Annotated in this window: 12 protein-coding genes; 4 read left to right on the top strand and 8 right to left on the bottom strand. The window is 30.7% G+C overall.

Features of this window, described 5'->3' with window-relative positions; all coding sequences use genetic code 11:
* Positions 1 to 13 precede the first annotated feature (13 nt).
* Both AXF11_RS08050 and AXF11_RS08045 read right to left on the bottom strand, forming a co-directional pair.
* Positions 14 to 658, bottom strand: a complete 645-nt coding sequence (locus AXF11_RS08050; protein ID WP_068156903.1) for a Type 1 glutamine amidotransferase-like domain-containing protein — start codon at positions 656 to 658, stop codon at positions 14 to 16.
* A gap of 52 nt (positions 659 to 710) precedes the next feature.
* Positions 711 to 1,856 (bottom strand): cysteine desulfurase family protein, encoded by a 1,146-nt coding sequence (locus AXF11_RS08045; protein ID WP_068156899.1) that lies wholly within the window; start codon positions 1,854 to 1,856, stop codon positions 711 to 713.
* Between the two features lie 465 nt (positions 1,857 to 2,321).
* On the opposite strand from AXF11_RS08045, the gene AXF11_RS10905 reads away from it, so the two are divergent.
* The 4 genes from AXF11_RS10905 to AXF11_RS08025 all read left to right on the top strand — a co-directional run bounded on the left by AXF11_RS10905 (position 2,322) and on the right by AXF11_RS08025 (position 5,924).
* On the top strand, positions 2,322 to 2,708 hold the full coding sequence (locus tag AXF11_RS10905) for a putative hemolysin (RefSeq protein WP_082729400.1): 387 nt from the start codon (positions 2,322 to 2,324) through the stop codon (positions 2,706 to 2,708).
* 646 nt (positions 2,709 to 3,354) lie between these two features.
* Positions 3,355 to 4,563 (top strand): MalY/PatB family protein, encoded by a 1,209-nt coding sequence (locus tag AXF11_RS08035; RefSeq protein ID WP_068156896.1) that lies wholly within the window; start codon positions 3,355 to 3,357, stop codon positions 4,561 to 4,563.
* A 154-nt stretch (positions 4,564 to 4,717) separates the two neighbouring features.
* Positions 4,718 to 5,581: a patatin-like phospholipase family protein gene (locus AXF11_RS08030; RefSeq protein ID WP_068156893.1), complete on the top strand. Its 864-nt coding sequence runs from the start codon at positions 4,718 to 4,720 to the stop codon at positions 5,579 to 5,581.
* Between the two features lie 145 nt (positions 5,582 to 5,726).
* Positions 5,727 to 5,924, top strand: a complete 198-nt coding sequence (locus AXF11_RS08025; RefSeq protein WP_068156890.1) for a cold-shock protein — start codon at positions 5,727 to 5,729, stop codon at positions 5,922 to 5,924.
* 220 nt (positions 5,925 to 6,144) lie between these two features.
* Here AXF11_RS08025 and secG read toward each other — a convergent pair whose 3' ends face one another.
* The 6 genes from secG to AXF11_RS07995 form a co-directional block, all read right to left on the bottom strand.
* Positions 6,145 to 6,351: a preprotein translocase subunit SecG gene (gene secG / locus AXF11_RS08020; RefSeq protein WP_068156888.1), complete on the bottom strand. Its 207-nt coding sequence runs from the start codon at positions 6,349 to 6,351 to the stop codon at positions 6,145 to 6,147.
* 40 nt (positions 6,352 to 6,391) lie between these two features.
* Complete coding sequence (gene tpiA, locus AXF11_RS08015) at positions 6,392 to 7,159, bottom strand: triose-phosphate isomerase (RefSeq protein ID WP_068156885.1); 768 nt, start codon at positions 7,157 to 7,159, stop codon at positions 6,392 to 6,394.
* Positions 7,160 to 7,296: 137 nt separating this feature from the next.
* The gene (locus AXF11_RS08010) at positions 7,297 to 8,211 is read right to left on the bottom strand and encodes an SPFH domain-containing protein (RefSeq protein WP_068156882.1); all 915 of its coding nucleotides are present in this window, start codon (positions 8,209 to 8,211) and stop codon (positions 7,297 to 7,299) included.
* 15 nt (positions 8,212 to 8,226) lie between these two features.
* Positions 8,227 to 8,661 (bottom strand): NfeD family protein, encoded by a 435-nt coding sequence (locus AXF11_RS08005; protein WP_068156880.1) that lies wholly within the window; start codon positions 8,659 to 8,661, stop codon positions 8,227 to 8,229.
* 183 nt (positions 8,662 to 8,844) lie between these two features.
* Positions 8,845 to 9,033: a hypothetical protein gene (locus AXF11_RS08000; protein WP_068156876.1), complete on the bottom strand. Its 189-nt coding sequence runs from the start codon at positions 9,031 to 9,033 to the stop codon at positions 8,845 to 8,847.
* A gap of 531 nt (positions 9,034 to 9,564) precedes the next feature.
* The gene (locus AXF11_RS07995) at positions 9,565 to 16,119 is read right to left on the bottom strand and encodes an autotransporter-associated N-terminal domain-containing protein (protein ID WP_068156874.1); all 6,555 of its coding nucleotides are present in this window, start codon (positions 16,117 to 16,119) and stop codon (positions 9,565 to 9,567) included.
* Between the last annotated feature and the right edge of the window lie 190 nt (positions 16,120 to 16,309).

Below are 16,309 nucleotides of genomic sequence, written 5' to 3'. Positions count from 1 at the left end.
TTTTCTTTTTTTATTAAATTTTGTGAAGCGTAACTAAGTTGTAGTCATCATCTTCGATAGTTATGGCTTCGATATTGTTAAATGGCACCAAATCAAGTTTATCTTTATATTTTTGAACCAGTCGTTCACAACTTTCTTTATAAGGTTCGCTTTCATAGTGCGGAACTGGATAAAAAGGCACAAGATTAAGTCCTTTCGTATTTTTTAAATCTGGTGCTAAAGAAATGTCGTCGCATTCTGAAACATATTCAATATCTGGACTAGTGATTGCGCTTCCAGCAGATTCTCCCACATAAATCAAATCATTTTCAACTTTTTTTACAATAAAATCAGCCAAGTTTTTCTTTTGAATCTCTTGCATCAAAAAGAATGTATTTCCGCCTGAAATATGTAAAATATCAGAGTTATTTATCAAATCTTTAGCTTTAGTTTCACTCACTTCTGTAAGCTCTAAAAGCGTTATGTTCATTCCTAAGCTTTCATAAATTTCCATTGCTATTTTTATATGAATATCAATATTTTCTACCAATGCCGCTGTTGGAATCAAAGCTACAGTTTTGCCTTCAAGTTTATCTTCCAAACCTAAATCATTTTCCAAAAAACTTTTAAACAATCTTTCCACATATCCAAATGATGAAGTTAAAAACATTTTTTTCATACAATCACACTTCTTTCTTTTAAAATTTGTATTTTTATATTAATTATTTTTTTCATTTCATTTTTCTAATTCTTGCAACGCTTTCTTTAACTCTTTTTACAATTTCATCAATTTCTGAAAGATTATTTTCATTAGAAAAGCTAAATCTTATCGCTCCATCTAATTCAGACTGATTAAGTCCCATCGCAGCCAGTATTCTGCTATTTCCCATTTTAGAAGAACAAGCTGAGCCAGTTGAGACAAAGATATCATACATTCCCAAAAAGTGGGTCAAAACTTCACCTTTTGTCCCATTAAACGAAACATTCAAAATTTTTGGAGTTGATTTTTCTGTCAAAAGGGAATTTATTTTTATGTCATCAATTTCTTCTGACAATTTTTTTGCAAGACTAATTTTAAAATTTTGAGAATGCCTAGCTTCTTTTTCATCTTCGCAAGAAAATAATTCGACTGCTTTTTCGAAAGCCAGGATTAACTCAGTTGGCAAAGTTCTTTTAATAACGCCATTTGCACTGTTTGAGCCAAAAATAACACTGTCAATTTTGACGTTTTCTTTGATATAAATAGCTCCAATCCCTTTTGGAGCATAGATTTTGTGTCCACTCACAGTCAGTGCGTCAACTTTAATTTTACTAAAATTTATATTTGGAAGTCCAAATCCTTGTACAAAATCCGTATGAAAATAAGTATCTTTATTTTTTTCCTTTATAATTTTAGAAATTTTCTCTAAATCTTGAATAGTGCCAGTTTCACTATTTACAGCGCCAATTGATACTATTACAGTATCTTTGCAAATCAAGTCAGAAAGCATATCTAAATCTACAAATCCATTTTTGTCAACATTAAGATAATCAACTCTAAATCCATTTTTTTCATAGTGTCGGAAAACTTCATAAACCGATGGATGCTCAATCTTTGTCGTAATCAAATGTTTTTTCAATTTTGAGTTTGCATTGATAATTCCTTGCAAAATGATATTATTTCCTTCACCACCTCCAGAAGTAAAAAAAATTCTCTCGGGATTAAGTCTTAGATACTTTCCAATAGTCTTTTTAGCATTTTTAATTTTAAGCGAAATCTTATGTCCAAAATCGTGAATGGCATCGGCATTTGCATAACTTTTCTCCATCGCACAAACCATCACATCTATAACTTCTTTTCTTGGTTTTGTACTAGCCGCATTATCTAAATATATCATTTTTAATTTTCCTTTTTTTTATTTTTTACCTGTATATTATACTATATTTTTTTAAAATTATAAATACCTTTATTTTATTATACTAAAATAAAATTTTTATAAAGTAATTTTCTTTTTATATTTATTTTTGATTACAAAATATTTCTTTGCCTAATATAATTTTTTTATGTTTTAAATAAGGTGAAAAAACCACCGTTTCTTCTTATAATCTAAACGTCAGTCTAAGAATTTTTTGAAAGTAAAGCCGAAACTCGCATAATCGTGCTCAAACAGTTTTGTTGGAACAAAAAACTGCATTGACAATTTAAATTTATTAGTAGTATTAAAAAAAATTTTTAAAAAAATTTTGAAAATAAATTGTAAATAAATAAAAAACAAATATTTTTATGTTAAACTTTGTGCGAAAAGAGATGTCAAAAGGTAAAAGATAAAATTTTTGAAAATAAAAATTTAGGAGGAAATTTTATGAAAAATTCATTTTGTTTGACTGTACTTGTAATAATGATGTTTTCATTGAATATTGCAGGTGCAAAGACTGTGAGAAAAAGACCTATAAAAGTTTCTAGAAGTGTAATAAAAAAATCATCGACAAAAAGAAAAAGCAGAAATTTAAAGTTACCAAAAGTAAAAAAAATAGAAAATAAAGATATTCCTGAGCAAAGAATGATAGGTATGCCTAACCCAGCTTCAGTTTATTGTGAAAAAAATGGCGGAAAATCTATTATCAAATTGGATAGCACTGGAAATGAATACGGGATTTGTAAATTTAAAGATGGAAAAGAAATTGATGAATGGGATTTTTATAGAAAGAATAATAAGTTAATAAAAAAAGGAACTACAGAAGATAATTAAACTACTCTCATTTGTAGAAATAGAAGATGTTATTAATATATTTTGCAAACAAAAATAAAGAAATTGGATAAATTAATTTTTACCCTATCTTTGCTTTAAGACAGAGTAAAATAGTTAGGGGTAAATAAAAAATCTTATTTTAAGTTTTTCATTCAATTCAGAAAGTTACTAAAATTTTTTTTTCTTTTTTAAGCAGAAGTGCTCATTGCCGCACCCCTGCACCCCGGCTAGTCTTCGATATTTTTATGCACTGCCAAAAAACTCGCTTACGCTCAGACAGTTTTGTCAGCACATAAAAATGCTCCGACGGTTTAAATTCTACTGTTATACAAAAGGTGTCGTGATTTTTTTGGAGTAAAGACGACTGTTTGAGCACGTTTAGTGCGAGTTTCGGCTTTGCTTCAAAAAAATGCTTAGACGAGCGTGGGGATTATAAGGGGAAATGGCGGTCCTTTCCCCTTATGTAAAAAATAAAAAAATAATATTAAACAAAATAACATCTTGTAATCAAGAATAACTTAAAAAGTTTAAAATTAAAAATCTGCGATTAAAATTTTTAAACCATTTTTGCTTTAATAAATGTTTGACTACAAAAATAAAATATGTTATCATACTTTGATAAAAATAAATTTTGGATGGGAAAATTATGAATAAAAAATATGATTTTGAAACAATAATAAATAAAAAAGGACAAGGATCCTATAAATGGGATCAAATGTATAAAATTGACCCAAATATTGCTGATAATATTGTTCCATTATCTGTCGCAGATATGGAGTTAAAAATTGCAAAAGAAATAATTGATGGATTGAAAAAATATTTGGACAGTGCAATTTTAGGATATACAGGACCTTATGAAAGTTATTATTCAGCTGTGATTAATTGGCTTAATAGAAGGCATAACTTTAAAGTGAAAAAAGAGTGGATTGTCTGTTCAAACGGCGTGGTTTCAGCAATTTATGACTGTGTGAAGGCGTTTACAAAAGAAAATGATGGAATTATTGTTTTTACGCCAGTTTATTATCCTTTTTACAGTTCTATAAAAAATAATAATAGAAAAATTGTAGAATGTGAGATGTTAAAAAATGAAAATAACTACTATGAAATTGATTTTGAAAAATTTGAAAAACTTGCAAGTGATGAAAAAAATAAACTATTAATATTTTGTAGTCCTCACAATCCGTTAGGACGTGTTTGGAAAAGGGAAGAATTGGAAAAAATTGGAAATATCGCACTAAAAAATAATTTAATAATTATTTCTGATGAAATCCATTCTGATTTAATAATGCCGAATTACAGACACACAGTTTTACAAACATTATCAGACGAATTGTCAGAAATTACTATAACTTGTACTGCTCCCACAAAAAGTTTTAATTTGGCGGGGGTTGGAATTTCAAATATTATTATAAAAAATGAAAAATTGCGAAAAAAATTTGAAATTGAACAAGATAGATCAAGTTCTCATGTATTTGCAGCGCTGGGTTACAAAGCTTGTGAATTGGCGTACAATGAAAGTGAAAAATGGCTTGATGAACTTATTTTACTAATTGACAAAAATCAAAAATTAGTTCATGATTTTTTCAATAAAAATTTTGTAAATTTAAGTGCGCCGTTAATTGAAGGAACTTATCTTCAATGGTTAGATTTTAAAAATTTGGAACTTTCAAATGAAGAGTTAAAAAAATTTATGAATGAAAAAGCAAAACTTTATTTCAGCGAAGGTTATACTTTTGGTAAAAATGGAAGTGGATTTGAAAGAATAAATTTAGCTGCGCCAACTTGGGTCATAAAAGACGCCTTGGACAGACTTTACAGCGCTTTAAAAGAGGTTTTTCCAGAAGTTTGTAAATAAAAATATAAATTGAGAAAATATAAAAATAAATTGTAAATAAAAAAATAACTTTACAAGAAAATAGAGAAAGTTAAGAAATTAGTTTTTTCTATTTTTTTATTATAGAAAAAGTGATATAATAAAAAAAAGCAAGTTTAGAAAAGGGGAAATTTACATGGAAAATAAAAACAAAGAAAATATAGGATTAGTTCTTGAAGGTGGAGGTATGAGAGGTATTTTTACCGCAGGAGTGCTGGATTTATTGCTGGAGAAAAACGTAGAGGTAGACAATTGCATTGGAGTTTCAGCTGGAGCGTTACTTGGCGTCAATTATTTATCTAAACAGAAAAAAAGAGGATTTGAAGCGATTGCGGATCATATTGAGAAAAGGGAATATGGAAGTTTTTACAATTTGATAAAAACTGGAAATTATTTTGAAACACAATATTCATATCATGATATTCCTGAAAAATATAATCCTTTTGATAATGAAACGTTTAAAAATAATCCGACAAAGTTTCAGGCGGTTATAACAAATTGTGAAACAGGGGAGGCAGAGTATCCTGAAGTAAAAGATACGATTAAAGATATTGACATCTTAAGAGCTTCCGCCTCGCTTCCATTTTTAGCGAAAATGGTAAAGTTAGGAGATAAAAAATATTTGGATGGTGGGGTAGCCGATCCGATACCGCTAAAATATTCAATAAAAAAAGGAAATAAGAAAAATATTGTTGTACTTACAAGAGATAAACATTACAGAAAAACTCAAAGTAAATTAGGTGTAATTTCAAAAGTGAAATATAGAAAATATCCAAAATTTGTAGAACTTATGAAAACAAGATTTAGTAGATATAATAAAACATTGGAATATGTTTACAATTTGGAGAAAAGAGGGGAAATTTTTGTAATTCAACCACAGATTCCGCTTACACTCGGAAGAATTGAAAAAAATCGGACAAAACTTGAAGAAGTTTATAAAATTGGCTATAATGAAGCTAGGAAGCGGTATAGTTCGCTTTTAGAATATTTGAAAAAGTAGAAATTTTAAATAAATTTGAAAAAAAACTGTTTTTTTCTTGAAAAATATGGTATACTAACTACAGATAACCAAAAGCAAGCGTAATGTAACAAAATTAATATTTGTAACAAGTTGTTTGAGGTGTAAATTTTTAGGAGGTAATACTTTGTTAGGTAAAGTAAAATGGTTTAACGACAAAAAAGGATTTGGATTTATTTCAGGAGAAGATGGACAAGATTATTTTTTACATTTCTCAAAAATCAATAAAGAAGGATTCAAAACAGTTAACGAGGGTGAAGAAGTAAGCTTTGATGTAGAAGAAGGACCAAAAGGACCTCAAGCGACAAATGTAGTTTCTCAATAATAGTTAAGTTAAATGTTGTTGTTATTTAAAAAAGCTATCTTAAATTTTTTAAGATAGTTTTTTTTTGAAAAAATAAATTTGTTTATAAATTTTGAAAATATATGTAATTTTGTGTAAATGTTAATACAAGTTCATTAATATAGGGATTTATGACTATAGTTACATAAAGTGATTAAATATTAAAATAAAAAAAGAGAGAGACAAAAATGTCTCTCTTAGTTTATCTCACTATTTGAAATAATATTGCAACAACTAAAAATAATGTTGCAACAACTTCAGTAAATTTTTCAATTCCTTCTTTTTCTTCATCTAAGATATTTGCCGCACTTTTTGCTAAACCTTGGCTTCTGTCAGGCTGCAATAAGATTACGCTTATCATAATGACTGATAATATTACTAAAGCTACGATTAATAAATTTTCTAACATTAAGTCCTCCTAAATTGTACAAAGACTGGAAAGTAAATAATTATTTAGTTACTGCGTCTCCAGCTTTTACGATTACTGTGAATTTAGATGGAACTAAACTTGCTCCTCCAACTAATCCACCGTCTATATCTTTTTGAGCGATTAATTCAGCAGCATTTCCATCGTTCATTGAACCACCGTATTGAATTGTTACATTTTCAGCAACTTGTGCACCAAATAAATCTGTAAGTAAACTTCTTATAAATGCGTGAACTTCTTGAGCTTGTGCAGGAGTTGCAGTTTTTCCTGTTCCGATTGCCCAAACTGGTTCATATGCTAAAATTATATTTGCCATTTCAGAAGCTGTTACATCTTTTAATCCGCCAATAATTTGACTTTTTACAACATCTTGAGTTGTGTTTGCTTCTCTTTCTTCTAATTTTTCACCAATACACAAAATTGGTTTTAAATCGTGTGCTAGCGCTGATTTTACTTTTTCATTAATAATTTCGTTAGTTTCTCCGTAATATTCTCTTCTTTCAGAATGTCCTAAAATTACGTATTCAACACCTAAATCTTTTAACATCAAAGGTGAAACTTCTCCTGTGTAAGCTCCGCTTTCTTTGGCGTTCATATTTTCAGCCGCTATTTTGATGTTTGATCCTTTTGTTTCTCTAACTGCTGTTTCTAATGCCGTAAAAGGCGCTCCAATTATAATTCCTGCATTTTTAACATCTTTTACCAGTGGTTTGAATCCTGCAAAAAATTCTCCTGCTTCTTTTGCAGTCTTATTCATCTTCCAGTTTCCTGCTACAATTACTTTTCTCATTAATCTTTCCTCCAATATTTATTAATTTTCTTATTTTAATTTTACCACATATTAGCACTTTTATCAACGGAATTTTTTAGGCTTTTTACAATCTCTTTTGTATTAAATTTACAAAAATTTTGTAAAAAAATTAGATTTTATTTTTTAGTAATTTCGTCTTTTTTAGTTAGCTCAGAAAATACAGTTGCGATATTTGCCAAACTTTGCATATTGCTTGGAATAATAATCTTTGTGGCTTTTCCATCTGCTGCTTTCTCAAAGGCTTCCAGTGCTCTTAAAGACAATACTTTATCGTTTGGAGCAGCTTCGTTTAATACTCTTAGAGCTTCTGCCTTTGCTTTTTGCACTGATAAAATTGCTTCTGCTTCCCCTTCCGCTTCTTTTATTTGCTGTTCCTTTTTGGCTTCTGCTCCTAAAATAGCTGCCTGTTTTTCCCCTTCAGCAACTAAAATAGCTGCTTCTCTTTTTGCTTGTGCTTCCAAAATATTGGCTCTTTTTTCTCTTTCTGCTTTCATTTCTTTTTCCATTGCAACTCTTATATCCGTAGGTGGCAAAATACTTTTTAACTCGACTCTATTTACTTTTATTCCCCAAGGATCTGTCGCATCGTCCAGCTCTTTTCTCATCTTTGTGTTAATGACATCTCTTGAAGTCAAAGTTTGGTCAACTGTCATGTCACCGATGATGTTTCTTAGAGTAGTTGCTGTCAAGTTTTCTATTGCTGAAATTGGTCGTTCAACCCCGTAAGTGTAAAGTTTTGGGTCTGTTATCTGAAAATAAACGACTGTATCAATTTGCATTGTGGCATTATCTTTTGTAATTACAGGCTGTGGAGGAAAATCCACAACTTGTTCTTTTAATGACACAACTCTTGCCACTTTGTCAAAAAATGGATTTATGAAACTCAATCCAGAATCTAGTGACTGATAATATTTTCCTAACTTTTCTATAATATATACTTTTGATTCGGGTACAATTCTTATCGCTTTTAGCACTAAAACTGCAAAAAAAGCAAGTAAAATAACAATTAATGGTAATAATACAACGCTCATAATAGCCTCCTAATTTTATATTTCTTTTTTTAATTTTTCTAAAATAATCCTATTTCCTTCAAAACCTTTTATTCTGGCAATTTCATCTTTTTTAAAAACTTCTTCACTTATTCCTTTCCAAATGACACCTTTAAATTTAACTTCATATTCTTTTTTTGAGCTAGTTAAATTTAAAATTTCTTCAATTTTTATCTCATTTCCTATCATTTTGGAATTAAAATTAGTCTTTTTGTTTTCAATGTAATTTTTTAAGACTGGTCTTGTAAAAATTACAAAAATTACTGATAAAACTGAAAAAATAAAAACTTCAACGACAGGACTTCTTATGAAAAAAGACATTCCTGTAAGTACCAATGCCGCAATGGAAAGCCAAATTGTAACAAGTCCTGGTATTATAATTTCAAGTATTGCAAATACTGCGGTTGCTATTGCCCAAAATAATTCTCCCATCTTTTTTTCTCCTTCGTTATTTTAATTTTTTTAGTTTAAAATCCAATTCCGACTCCACCGTGAACTCCATTTGTTCCAACTCCTACTCCAGCACTTACACACGAAGTTAAAGCTAGAGTCACTAAAATTGTTAAAATCAATTTTTTCATAGTTGATCTCCTTTTTAATTATTTTATTTATTTTTTAAAAACCTACTCCAACACCGCCATGAACTTCTCCATCTGTGTCTATTCCGATTCCACTGTGAATTAATCCGCCGGTACTGACTCCTACATTTCCACGGACTTTGCCATCGCTTCCTATGCTCACTCCTCCAGTAACACACGAAGTTAAGGATAGTAGTGTAAGAATCATCAAAATTAATTTTTTCATCTTTTTCTCCCCAAAAATTTAATCAAAATTTTATAATTTTACACTATCATTATACCACATTTTTCAAAAATAAAGTAAAAAAATTTGGATATTTTTTATTAAACAAGAGAAAGTGATGTTGTTCCTGATTTTAGTCATTTTTATAAAAACAATGAAAAAATCAAAAAAATGTTGCATTTAATATTGCAATTTATGATAATTTATACTAAACCCCATTTGAATAACGAATACATTATAAATCTTTTTAGTAGGTTAAATCTAATATTTATTTTCAAATAATTAGAATAAATATTCGCTTTTTAAACGGGGAATAGTATTAAAAGTTTTAGGAGAGAATATTATTTTTTAATTTATTTTGATTACATGATGTTATTTTGTTTAGTGTAACTTTTTATTTTTTTGATCCTTATCTTTTAATTTAAAGATAAAAAAATAACTCTAATATAGATTTTTTAAATCTAAAAAGAGTTATTTCTTTGTTTTATATTATGACTAATAATTTAAACCATTTTTATTATGGTAACTAGTCTTCTAGTAAATTAATCTAAGTCCTAGTCCACCTCTTATATTGTTACCTTTAGTGTCGTATCCTCCATTTACTGTCACTCCGAATCTTGTATTGTCAATTCCGATATTCAAGTCAAACTTACCGTTTCCTCTTCTATCTTCTTTTTCTTTTTCTAAATCATACCAACCAGCTGTTGTATATCTTACTCTTGCCTGATTTTGATCTTGTAATTTTCCTAACTCATTTTCATAAGCAGCTGACAATCCTACTGTTAGATTTGTTCTCACAGCAAGCGGCTGTACATATTTAAATTCAACTCCAACTTCTGGTTTTACTGAGAAATAGTCGTTTCCTTTCACTTCTAATCTCATTTCACCATTATCTTCTTTTATCTTATTGAATCTTCCGTATTCCATTTTCAAAGCTCCATATGGACGTAAATGTGTTCTTTCACTCATTCTGATATCATATCCTATATCAGTTTTCAAGGCAGCACCATAAGAATTATAATCAGATTTTGCTTCAAATGTATCATCAACTATCCAGAATCTACGTTTCATGTGATTAATTCCTGCAAATACATCTCCTGCAATTGTCCATTGTAATGCTCCATTATGATCAGCTGCTGGCGACATTGTTTTGAAAATTCCTAGTTTAACCATAGTCTGATCTTCTTTTGATTTTCCTAAATCCTTAAATCTAAATCTATTTGTTACAGCTCCAGCGTACCATCCACTTGAATTACCCATCTTAACTGTTTCATCTTCATGGACATAAGCTACACCATAAGCATTGCTCTTATAATCGATAATTCCAGCAGTATCGGTATTGTATTCGTCTCTGGCACCAAACACTTTAATCTTGTTATTTTGTTTAGTTGGATTTCTCCATTCATTTCTTAAATATCCAAATTCATTATCCAAAGTATTTCCAGTGGCATTGATTCTTTGTTGAACATTTGCATATTGATGTCCTTTCATTTCATCTACAGCCTGTGTAAAGATATGCTGTTCACCTTTTCCAAGATCATTTAATTTATTAAACAGTTCCTTTTCTCTCGTACCAAGCCCTTCAACACCGTATCTTTGTTCCAGTCCATTTAAGAAATTGTAAGTATTAGGATCTTTTGCACTTACAAAGTCTGTATATGGAATTTTAACCAGATATACTTTGTCATACAATCCTGTAGCCGCTGATTTTGTTGGTATTGCTAACCATGTAAGGCTGCTTGAATTAGTATTTAACACTGTTCCAGTTGTAACTAAGCTTGCAAGTGCATCGTTATATGGTTTTATTATATTATCTCCTAGTTCTATCGCTCTAGCATTTGTATATCTTGCAGCTTCCGTTCCAAAATACAGGTTAATATCTGTAAGTCCTGCTAAATTACTTAATCCTTGAATAGGATTTGTATATTTTATTCCAGATGTATCAACATACATTCCTACACTTGTTGCTTTAGATCCTGAAGGGAAATTCATAAGCCCTGATTTTGCAAGATCTAATACTGTAACTCCTGAAGGCGATGTAACTGTTACTTCGGTTGCTGAAGGCGAGGCAACGTTTGTGTCAACGCCTGTTATTGGAACTTGCACTCCATTTATTGTAACTGTTACTGGAGTTGCCTTTGGCGGAACCTTTATTGTTACGCTTCCTTCGACTTTTTCGTCAGTTGGCTGTGATTCATATACATTTTTAAAAGATCCTGTATTTACGGCTCCAGGCCCATCTATACCGTCAGCAGACACTACACCTTTATCAGTATAAATTCCTATACCTTTATTTCCAGTAATTTGAATTGTACCATAGTTTTTGAATTTACCTTGATTTGCCACTACAACACCTTTCAAATTATCTCCGTTACCTGTAATAGTACCGTAGTTTTCACCTTCCGCTTCCTGATCGATGTACATACCAATTGTATTTTTACCGCTAAGGTTAATTATTCCTCCAGCGGCATTAATTGCTTTAGAACCTCTTCCAACTGCATACATTCCTATACTATTTTCTTCTGTTACATTAATTGTGCCTTTATTTATAATAGTTCCTTGATTTCTTGATGAAGTTCCATCATAATAACCTGTTGCCATACCAATTCCATACGATTTTGTAGTCTTGTTTGTTTTACCAGTATCAATTGTTGCCCAGTTTGTTGCAACTCCTTTTGTTGAATAAATACCAATATTACCTACACCATTTCCAGATCTCAAATCCATATTTCCATAGTTGTCAACTGTACCTGATGAATAAATTCCATAGTTTCTATCGCCATTTGCTTTAATTGGTGCATAGTTCTTAATTATCGAAGAATCATTATCAGAATATGCATAAACAGCTTCATTATCTAACGTTACAGTTGAACTTCCATTTGTAGTCAATGTTCCAGGAGCTTTTATTACGTATCCAAATGTCCAGTCCTTAAGATCCATTTTTGAACCGTTATCGTTTATATTTACAGGATTAGTTCCCGCTGTAAATACTCCAACTGCTTCCTTATCTTTTGCACTTGCAACTGTCGTAATCTCAGAACCTGCGTCCAACGTTACAGTTCCAGTTCCAGATGTTCCTTTAGCAAATATTCCAACACCATTTTTACCCACTTTAATCTTGGAAGTACCAAAGGCTTGAACATTTTCTCCATAAATTCCATAAGAATTTTCTTTAATATCTATAATTCCATAGTTTTTCAACAAATTACTTTCTGATGTATACATACCAATATTAGGCACATCAGTTGCTGATGAAATAACAGAATCTCCAACTATAATTTGTCCTGTCGCTTGGTTTGTAAGATCAGAGCCATTAATTCCATACATACCTATCTTAGCATTAGTTCCTGGTTTCAAATCAATCTTTCCATAATTGTTAAGAGTTGCCTTATCGGCATACATTCCAACCGAACCTGCTCCAGACATTGTAATTACACCATTCGATAAATTATTTGCAACATTTGCCGCTACAGATGAAGCACTATTATTATTCTTAATAAATACTCCTTTAGCTCCTTCACCATCCATAGTAATCTTACCATCATTATTTATAGTTGCTTTTCCTTCATTAGCAGACCCAAATTCATTACCAATTACAGTTCCTGCAGAATTTTCCCTATATGCAAGCCCTAAAATACCAATCGAATTTTTACCGCCAACATTAATATTTCCACCATTATTATTAACTTCTGATCCATTTACAGCATAAACTCCCACAGCCTGATCATTCACAGTATTAGTAGTATCTGTTTCAACATTCAAAGTTCCACTGTTTATATTAATTTTACCAAAGTTTGTATATAGCCCGATTGCTCCAGCACCTGCATCCGTTCTGTCAACCGTTACAGTTTTACCGTTTACATTAATTCCTGTTTCCGCATTACTTGCAGCCCCAGTGCTTGAACTAATGTCAAGTCCGATAACCGGTGCGCCCGAAGCAACATTTTTAATTGTATTGGCATCTGCTGAGCTTAACACTGCTTTTACATCAGCATTTACATCCAATATACTTCTTTGAATCAAAAAATTGCGAACATATTTATAATCATTTGTTGATGAATTAGAAGAGCTTACTGCTAAACTTTTATCTAAATCATTATCAAATATAAATGACTTTCCATTATTCAATCCTTCTACAACCGCTAGTTTATAATTATCTCCTGCTCCTGGACCATTTGTAGTAATATTACTTGCACTTAATCCTGAAGCTGCTGATAATGTTGAAACAAAATTACTTAGTTTTAATACACTTGGATTAAGAACATTCATTAATATAACATCATCTGAGGCTATTTCAAAATTAGCATTTGATAACGATACATTTGAAGTATATCCTCCTGATGAAGTCCCTTTTATACCAAATCCTACTGCTTTTCCTGATAATTTTACTTTAGAATTATCTGCATTAATTTTTCCATCTGTATCTGTATAAAATGCAAATCCTTCACCATCATAATCAACTGTCGAATATTTAACATTTATTTGAGAAACTTTACTACTTGAATTTTTTCCTACTGATGCTACTGCCGAAGCTCCATCCTTTACTGTGATTTTTAACCCTTTAGCTAACGAATCTCCAATTGCATTTATCATTCCACCATTTTTAGCATACAACGCTGTTCCCAATTTACGATCATCACTAGTAATTGTGATTGATGAACCTTTTGTACTACTTCCAGTTGTAGTTCCAGTAGGTAAAGGAGTTCCCTTATTATTATCACCGAACATTACTGTTGCATCTTCAACAAAAACTCCAGTATTATTACCAGTAGAATTTGTTATTGTTTTTGAAGCTGCTTTTAGTTTAATGTCATTCTCTCCATTTAAAACAACTTCTGAGGATTTATTAGCATAAACAACTGTACTTTCTGTTAATTCCTTACCATTCTTATCAGTTGTAATACCTCCTTTCACTGTAACTTTATTTGAATTAGTAGCATATACTGCTGTATTTTTATATCCTGTTGTTATAGCATCCGATAAAGTAGAAGCTGAACCTCCCATTTCTATGTCTCCCTTAAAGGAAATTCCTCCACCAGAAGCATATAACCCAACATTCTCTTCCCCACCTAACATACTGATTTTACCTTTATTTGTTATTACAGTTCCATGATCTATATCTACATTTCCGTTTTTAGTATATATTCCAACTGATTTTCTCGTAAAAGCCTCCATAGTTAATTCAGGAAGTGCTGATTTTAATGTACCATTAGCATCCTGATAAATTCCTATAACTCCTTCAGTGTATTTATTACTATATCCTGTATCACTAGCAGAACTGTTTGCAGTATAACTTCCACTTAATAGTGAATTTGAAGAAGTATAAGTTAGTAGCTTATTTTGAGATTGATTTCCTATTATAAATCTTGCCTCATTTTTATCATTTCTTGTCCCGTCACCACTGTTGGCATTATAAAGTCCTACCGCATTATCTCCATAAATATTAATTGGTTTTAATAAAATAAAATTAGTTTTTGGTGTTACTTTTCCATATGTGTCATTATTTATTGCAACTCCAACATTTTCTTTACCATATAAATTTATTGTTCCTTCATTTATAAATGAAACATCGCCTTGTTCCAATGTAGAATTTACATTTTTAGCTGCTGTATATAAGGCTACTGCTCCACCCTGTCCATATAAAGAAATTTCTCCATTTTTAGAATTAGCATACAAATGTTGATAATCATTATTTCCTGCTAAATCTGGCGAATGAAAAAAAACAATATTATCACTTGTAGTAACATTATTATGATTATAATTTATTCCTATAATCTTACCATTATTTTCAACGATATTTAATCTTTGATTACCACCATTAACAGTTGTATGAACATATCGTGTTCCCGTTCCTCCAATTTCTACAATTCCATTATTTGTATGATATAATTGTCCATTTGTATTTGCATTTAAATTACTTTTACTCATATAATTTTGAATTCTATTATATTGATCCGCTGTAATTATATGCCCAGTATTCAAGTCACTAAAAGTTTTTCCTGTCTTTCCTTCCGTTTCCAAATTAATTACAGTTCCCCTATGGTAAGCACCTGATTGAAAAGATGATGAAGGAGTTATTAATGCTATTTTCGTTCCATTTCCAAAATATGAATAAGGTGTGTTTGTCAATGTATTAAAAAACAAATTGCTACTATTTTCACTATTTGTATAATTACTTTTAGGCGAAGTTCCACCATATAGAGCAGCATCTGTTCCTGGAGTTACACTCGCTCCATTAAATGCACTAGTTCGTATAGTTCCTGAAAAAGCTCCATTATAAGTATTCCATGAAGTAATGCTTGAATAAGTTTTATATACTTCTCCATTTGCTACAGAAGTTCCTGAAATATCTCCCTTATTATCCATCCAATATGAATAACGAGTATGAGTAGGATCTGCTCCACCAGATGTAAATGATAAAACTAAAGTTCTTGGGATAACAGGATTAACTACGCCAGGTTCTCCTGGAACTTTCACTATCCTTGTCACAAAATTCGGAAAGCCTCCTCCTGCTCCTTGAACTGTAAATTTAGGTGCTATTTTATCTACGCTCTTTGGTGTCAGTGCTGCCGATACGTCCATTGCGGCATTTGGCTCTCTTACCAGTCCTAATGTTGTTGCTCCGTATTTTGTTTCAATTCTTCCTGGGTAAACGCTTCTGTTTACGATTGAATCATCTCTTTTGTAAACAAAGCTGTCTGTCTTATCCCCTCTGCCTCTATAATGTCCATGCCAGTCATTATAAAAATAGTTTATCCCGTATTGCCAGCTGCTCCAAGGCGATTTTACAACGTGATCCCCTTGTTCCATTAATTGGATAAGTTCAAGATTTGTATCTCTAAGTAATTTATTATTTTCAGTTCTAGCTCTTTTAAACTGCTGTCTTATATCGCTTATTGAGCTATTTATTTGCTTAGTCTGAGCTGTTATCTCATCCTGAGCAGAAAATGTTAAATTTGAAGCGCCAAGCATTACCATTCCTGTCAAAAGGAATGTAATCAGCGCTGATTCTGTGTATTTAAAGTCTTTTACTCTTTTGGCAAAAGCTTTTAAATCTTTTTTGAGTTGTTTTAAATTATTGCTTTTCATAATGATTTCCTTTCAAAAATTTTTTCACATATTTTTTGTATTCTAAAAATTTTTTTGAAAGTAAAAAAATTAAGGAATAATTTTTTTTTAATGAGTGAGTGATAATTCAAAATTTTTTCACTTTCCATAAAAAATCTTTATCTTACGCTCTAATTTTAGCAAAAAAAAAAAAAAAAGCAAGTACTTTTTC

Source organism: Leptotrichia sp. oral taxon 847, from assembly GCF_001553645.1.
Taxonomy (GTDB): Bacteria; Fusobacteriota; Fusobacteriia; order Fusobacteriales; family Leptotrichiaceae; genus Leptotrichia.
This window is presented reverse-complemented; position numbering and strand designations above follow the sequence as displayed.

Bases quoted from the DNA above. Each gene is read 5' to 3' on its own strand.
- AXF11_RS10905 (WP_082729400.1), top strand. From the start codon at position 2,322: ATGAAAAATTCATTTTGTTTGACTGTACTTGTAATAATGATGTTTTCA.
- AXF11_RS07995 (WP_068156874.1), bottom strand. From the start codon at position 16,119: ATGAAAAGCAATAATTTAAAACAACTCAAAAAAGATTTAAAAGCTTTT.
- AXF11_RS08000 (WP_068156876.1), bottom strand. From the start codon at position 9,033: ATGAAAAAATTAATTTTGATGATTCTTACACTACTATCCTTAACTTCG.
- secG (WP_068156888.1), bottom strand. From the start codon at position 6,351: ATGTTAGAAAATTTATTAATCGTAGCTTTAGTAATATTATCAGTCATT.
- AXF11_RS08005 (WP_068156880.1), bottom strand. From the start codon at position 8,661: ATGGGAGAATTATTTTGGGCAATAGCAACCGCAGTATTTGCAATACTT.
- AXF11_RS08010 (WP_068156882.1), bottom strand. From the start codon at position 8,211: ATGAGCGTTGTATTATTACCATTAATTGTTATTTTACTTGCTTTTTTT.
- AXF11_RS08035 (WP_068156896.1), top strand. From the start codon at position 3,355: ATGAATAAAAAATATGATTTTGAAACAATAATAAATAAAAAAGGACAA.
- AXF11_RS08045 (WP_068156899.1), bottom strand. From the start codon at position 1,856: ATGATATATTTAGATAATGCGGCTAGTACAAAACCAAGAAAAGAAGTT.
- AXF11_RS08050 (WP_068156903.1), bottom strand. From the start codon at position 658: ATGAAAAAAATGTTTTTAACTTCATCATTTGGATATGTGGAAAGATTG.
- tpiA (WP_068156885.1), bottom strand. From the start codon at position 7,159: ATGAGAAAAGTAATTGTAGCAGGAAACTGGAAGATGAATAAGACTGCA.
- AXF11_RS08030 (WP_068156893.1), top strand. From the start codon at position 4,718: ATGGAAAATAAAAACAAAGAAAATATAGGATTAGTTCTTGAAGGTGGA.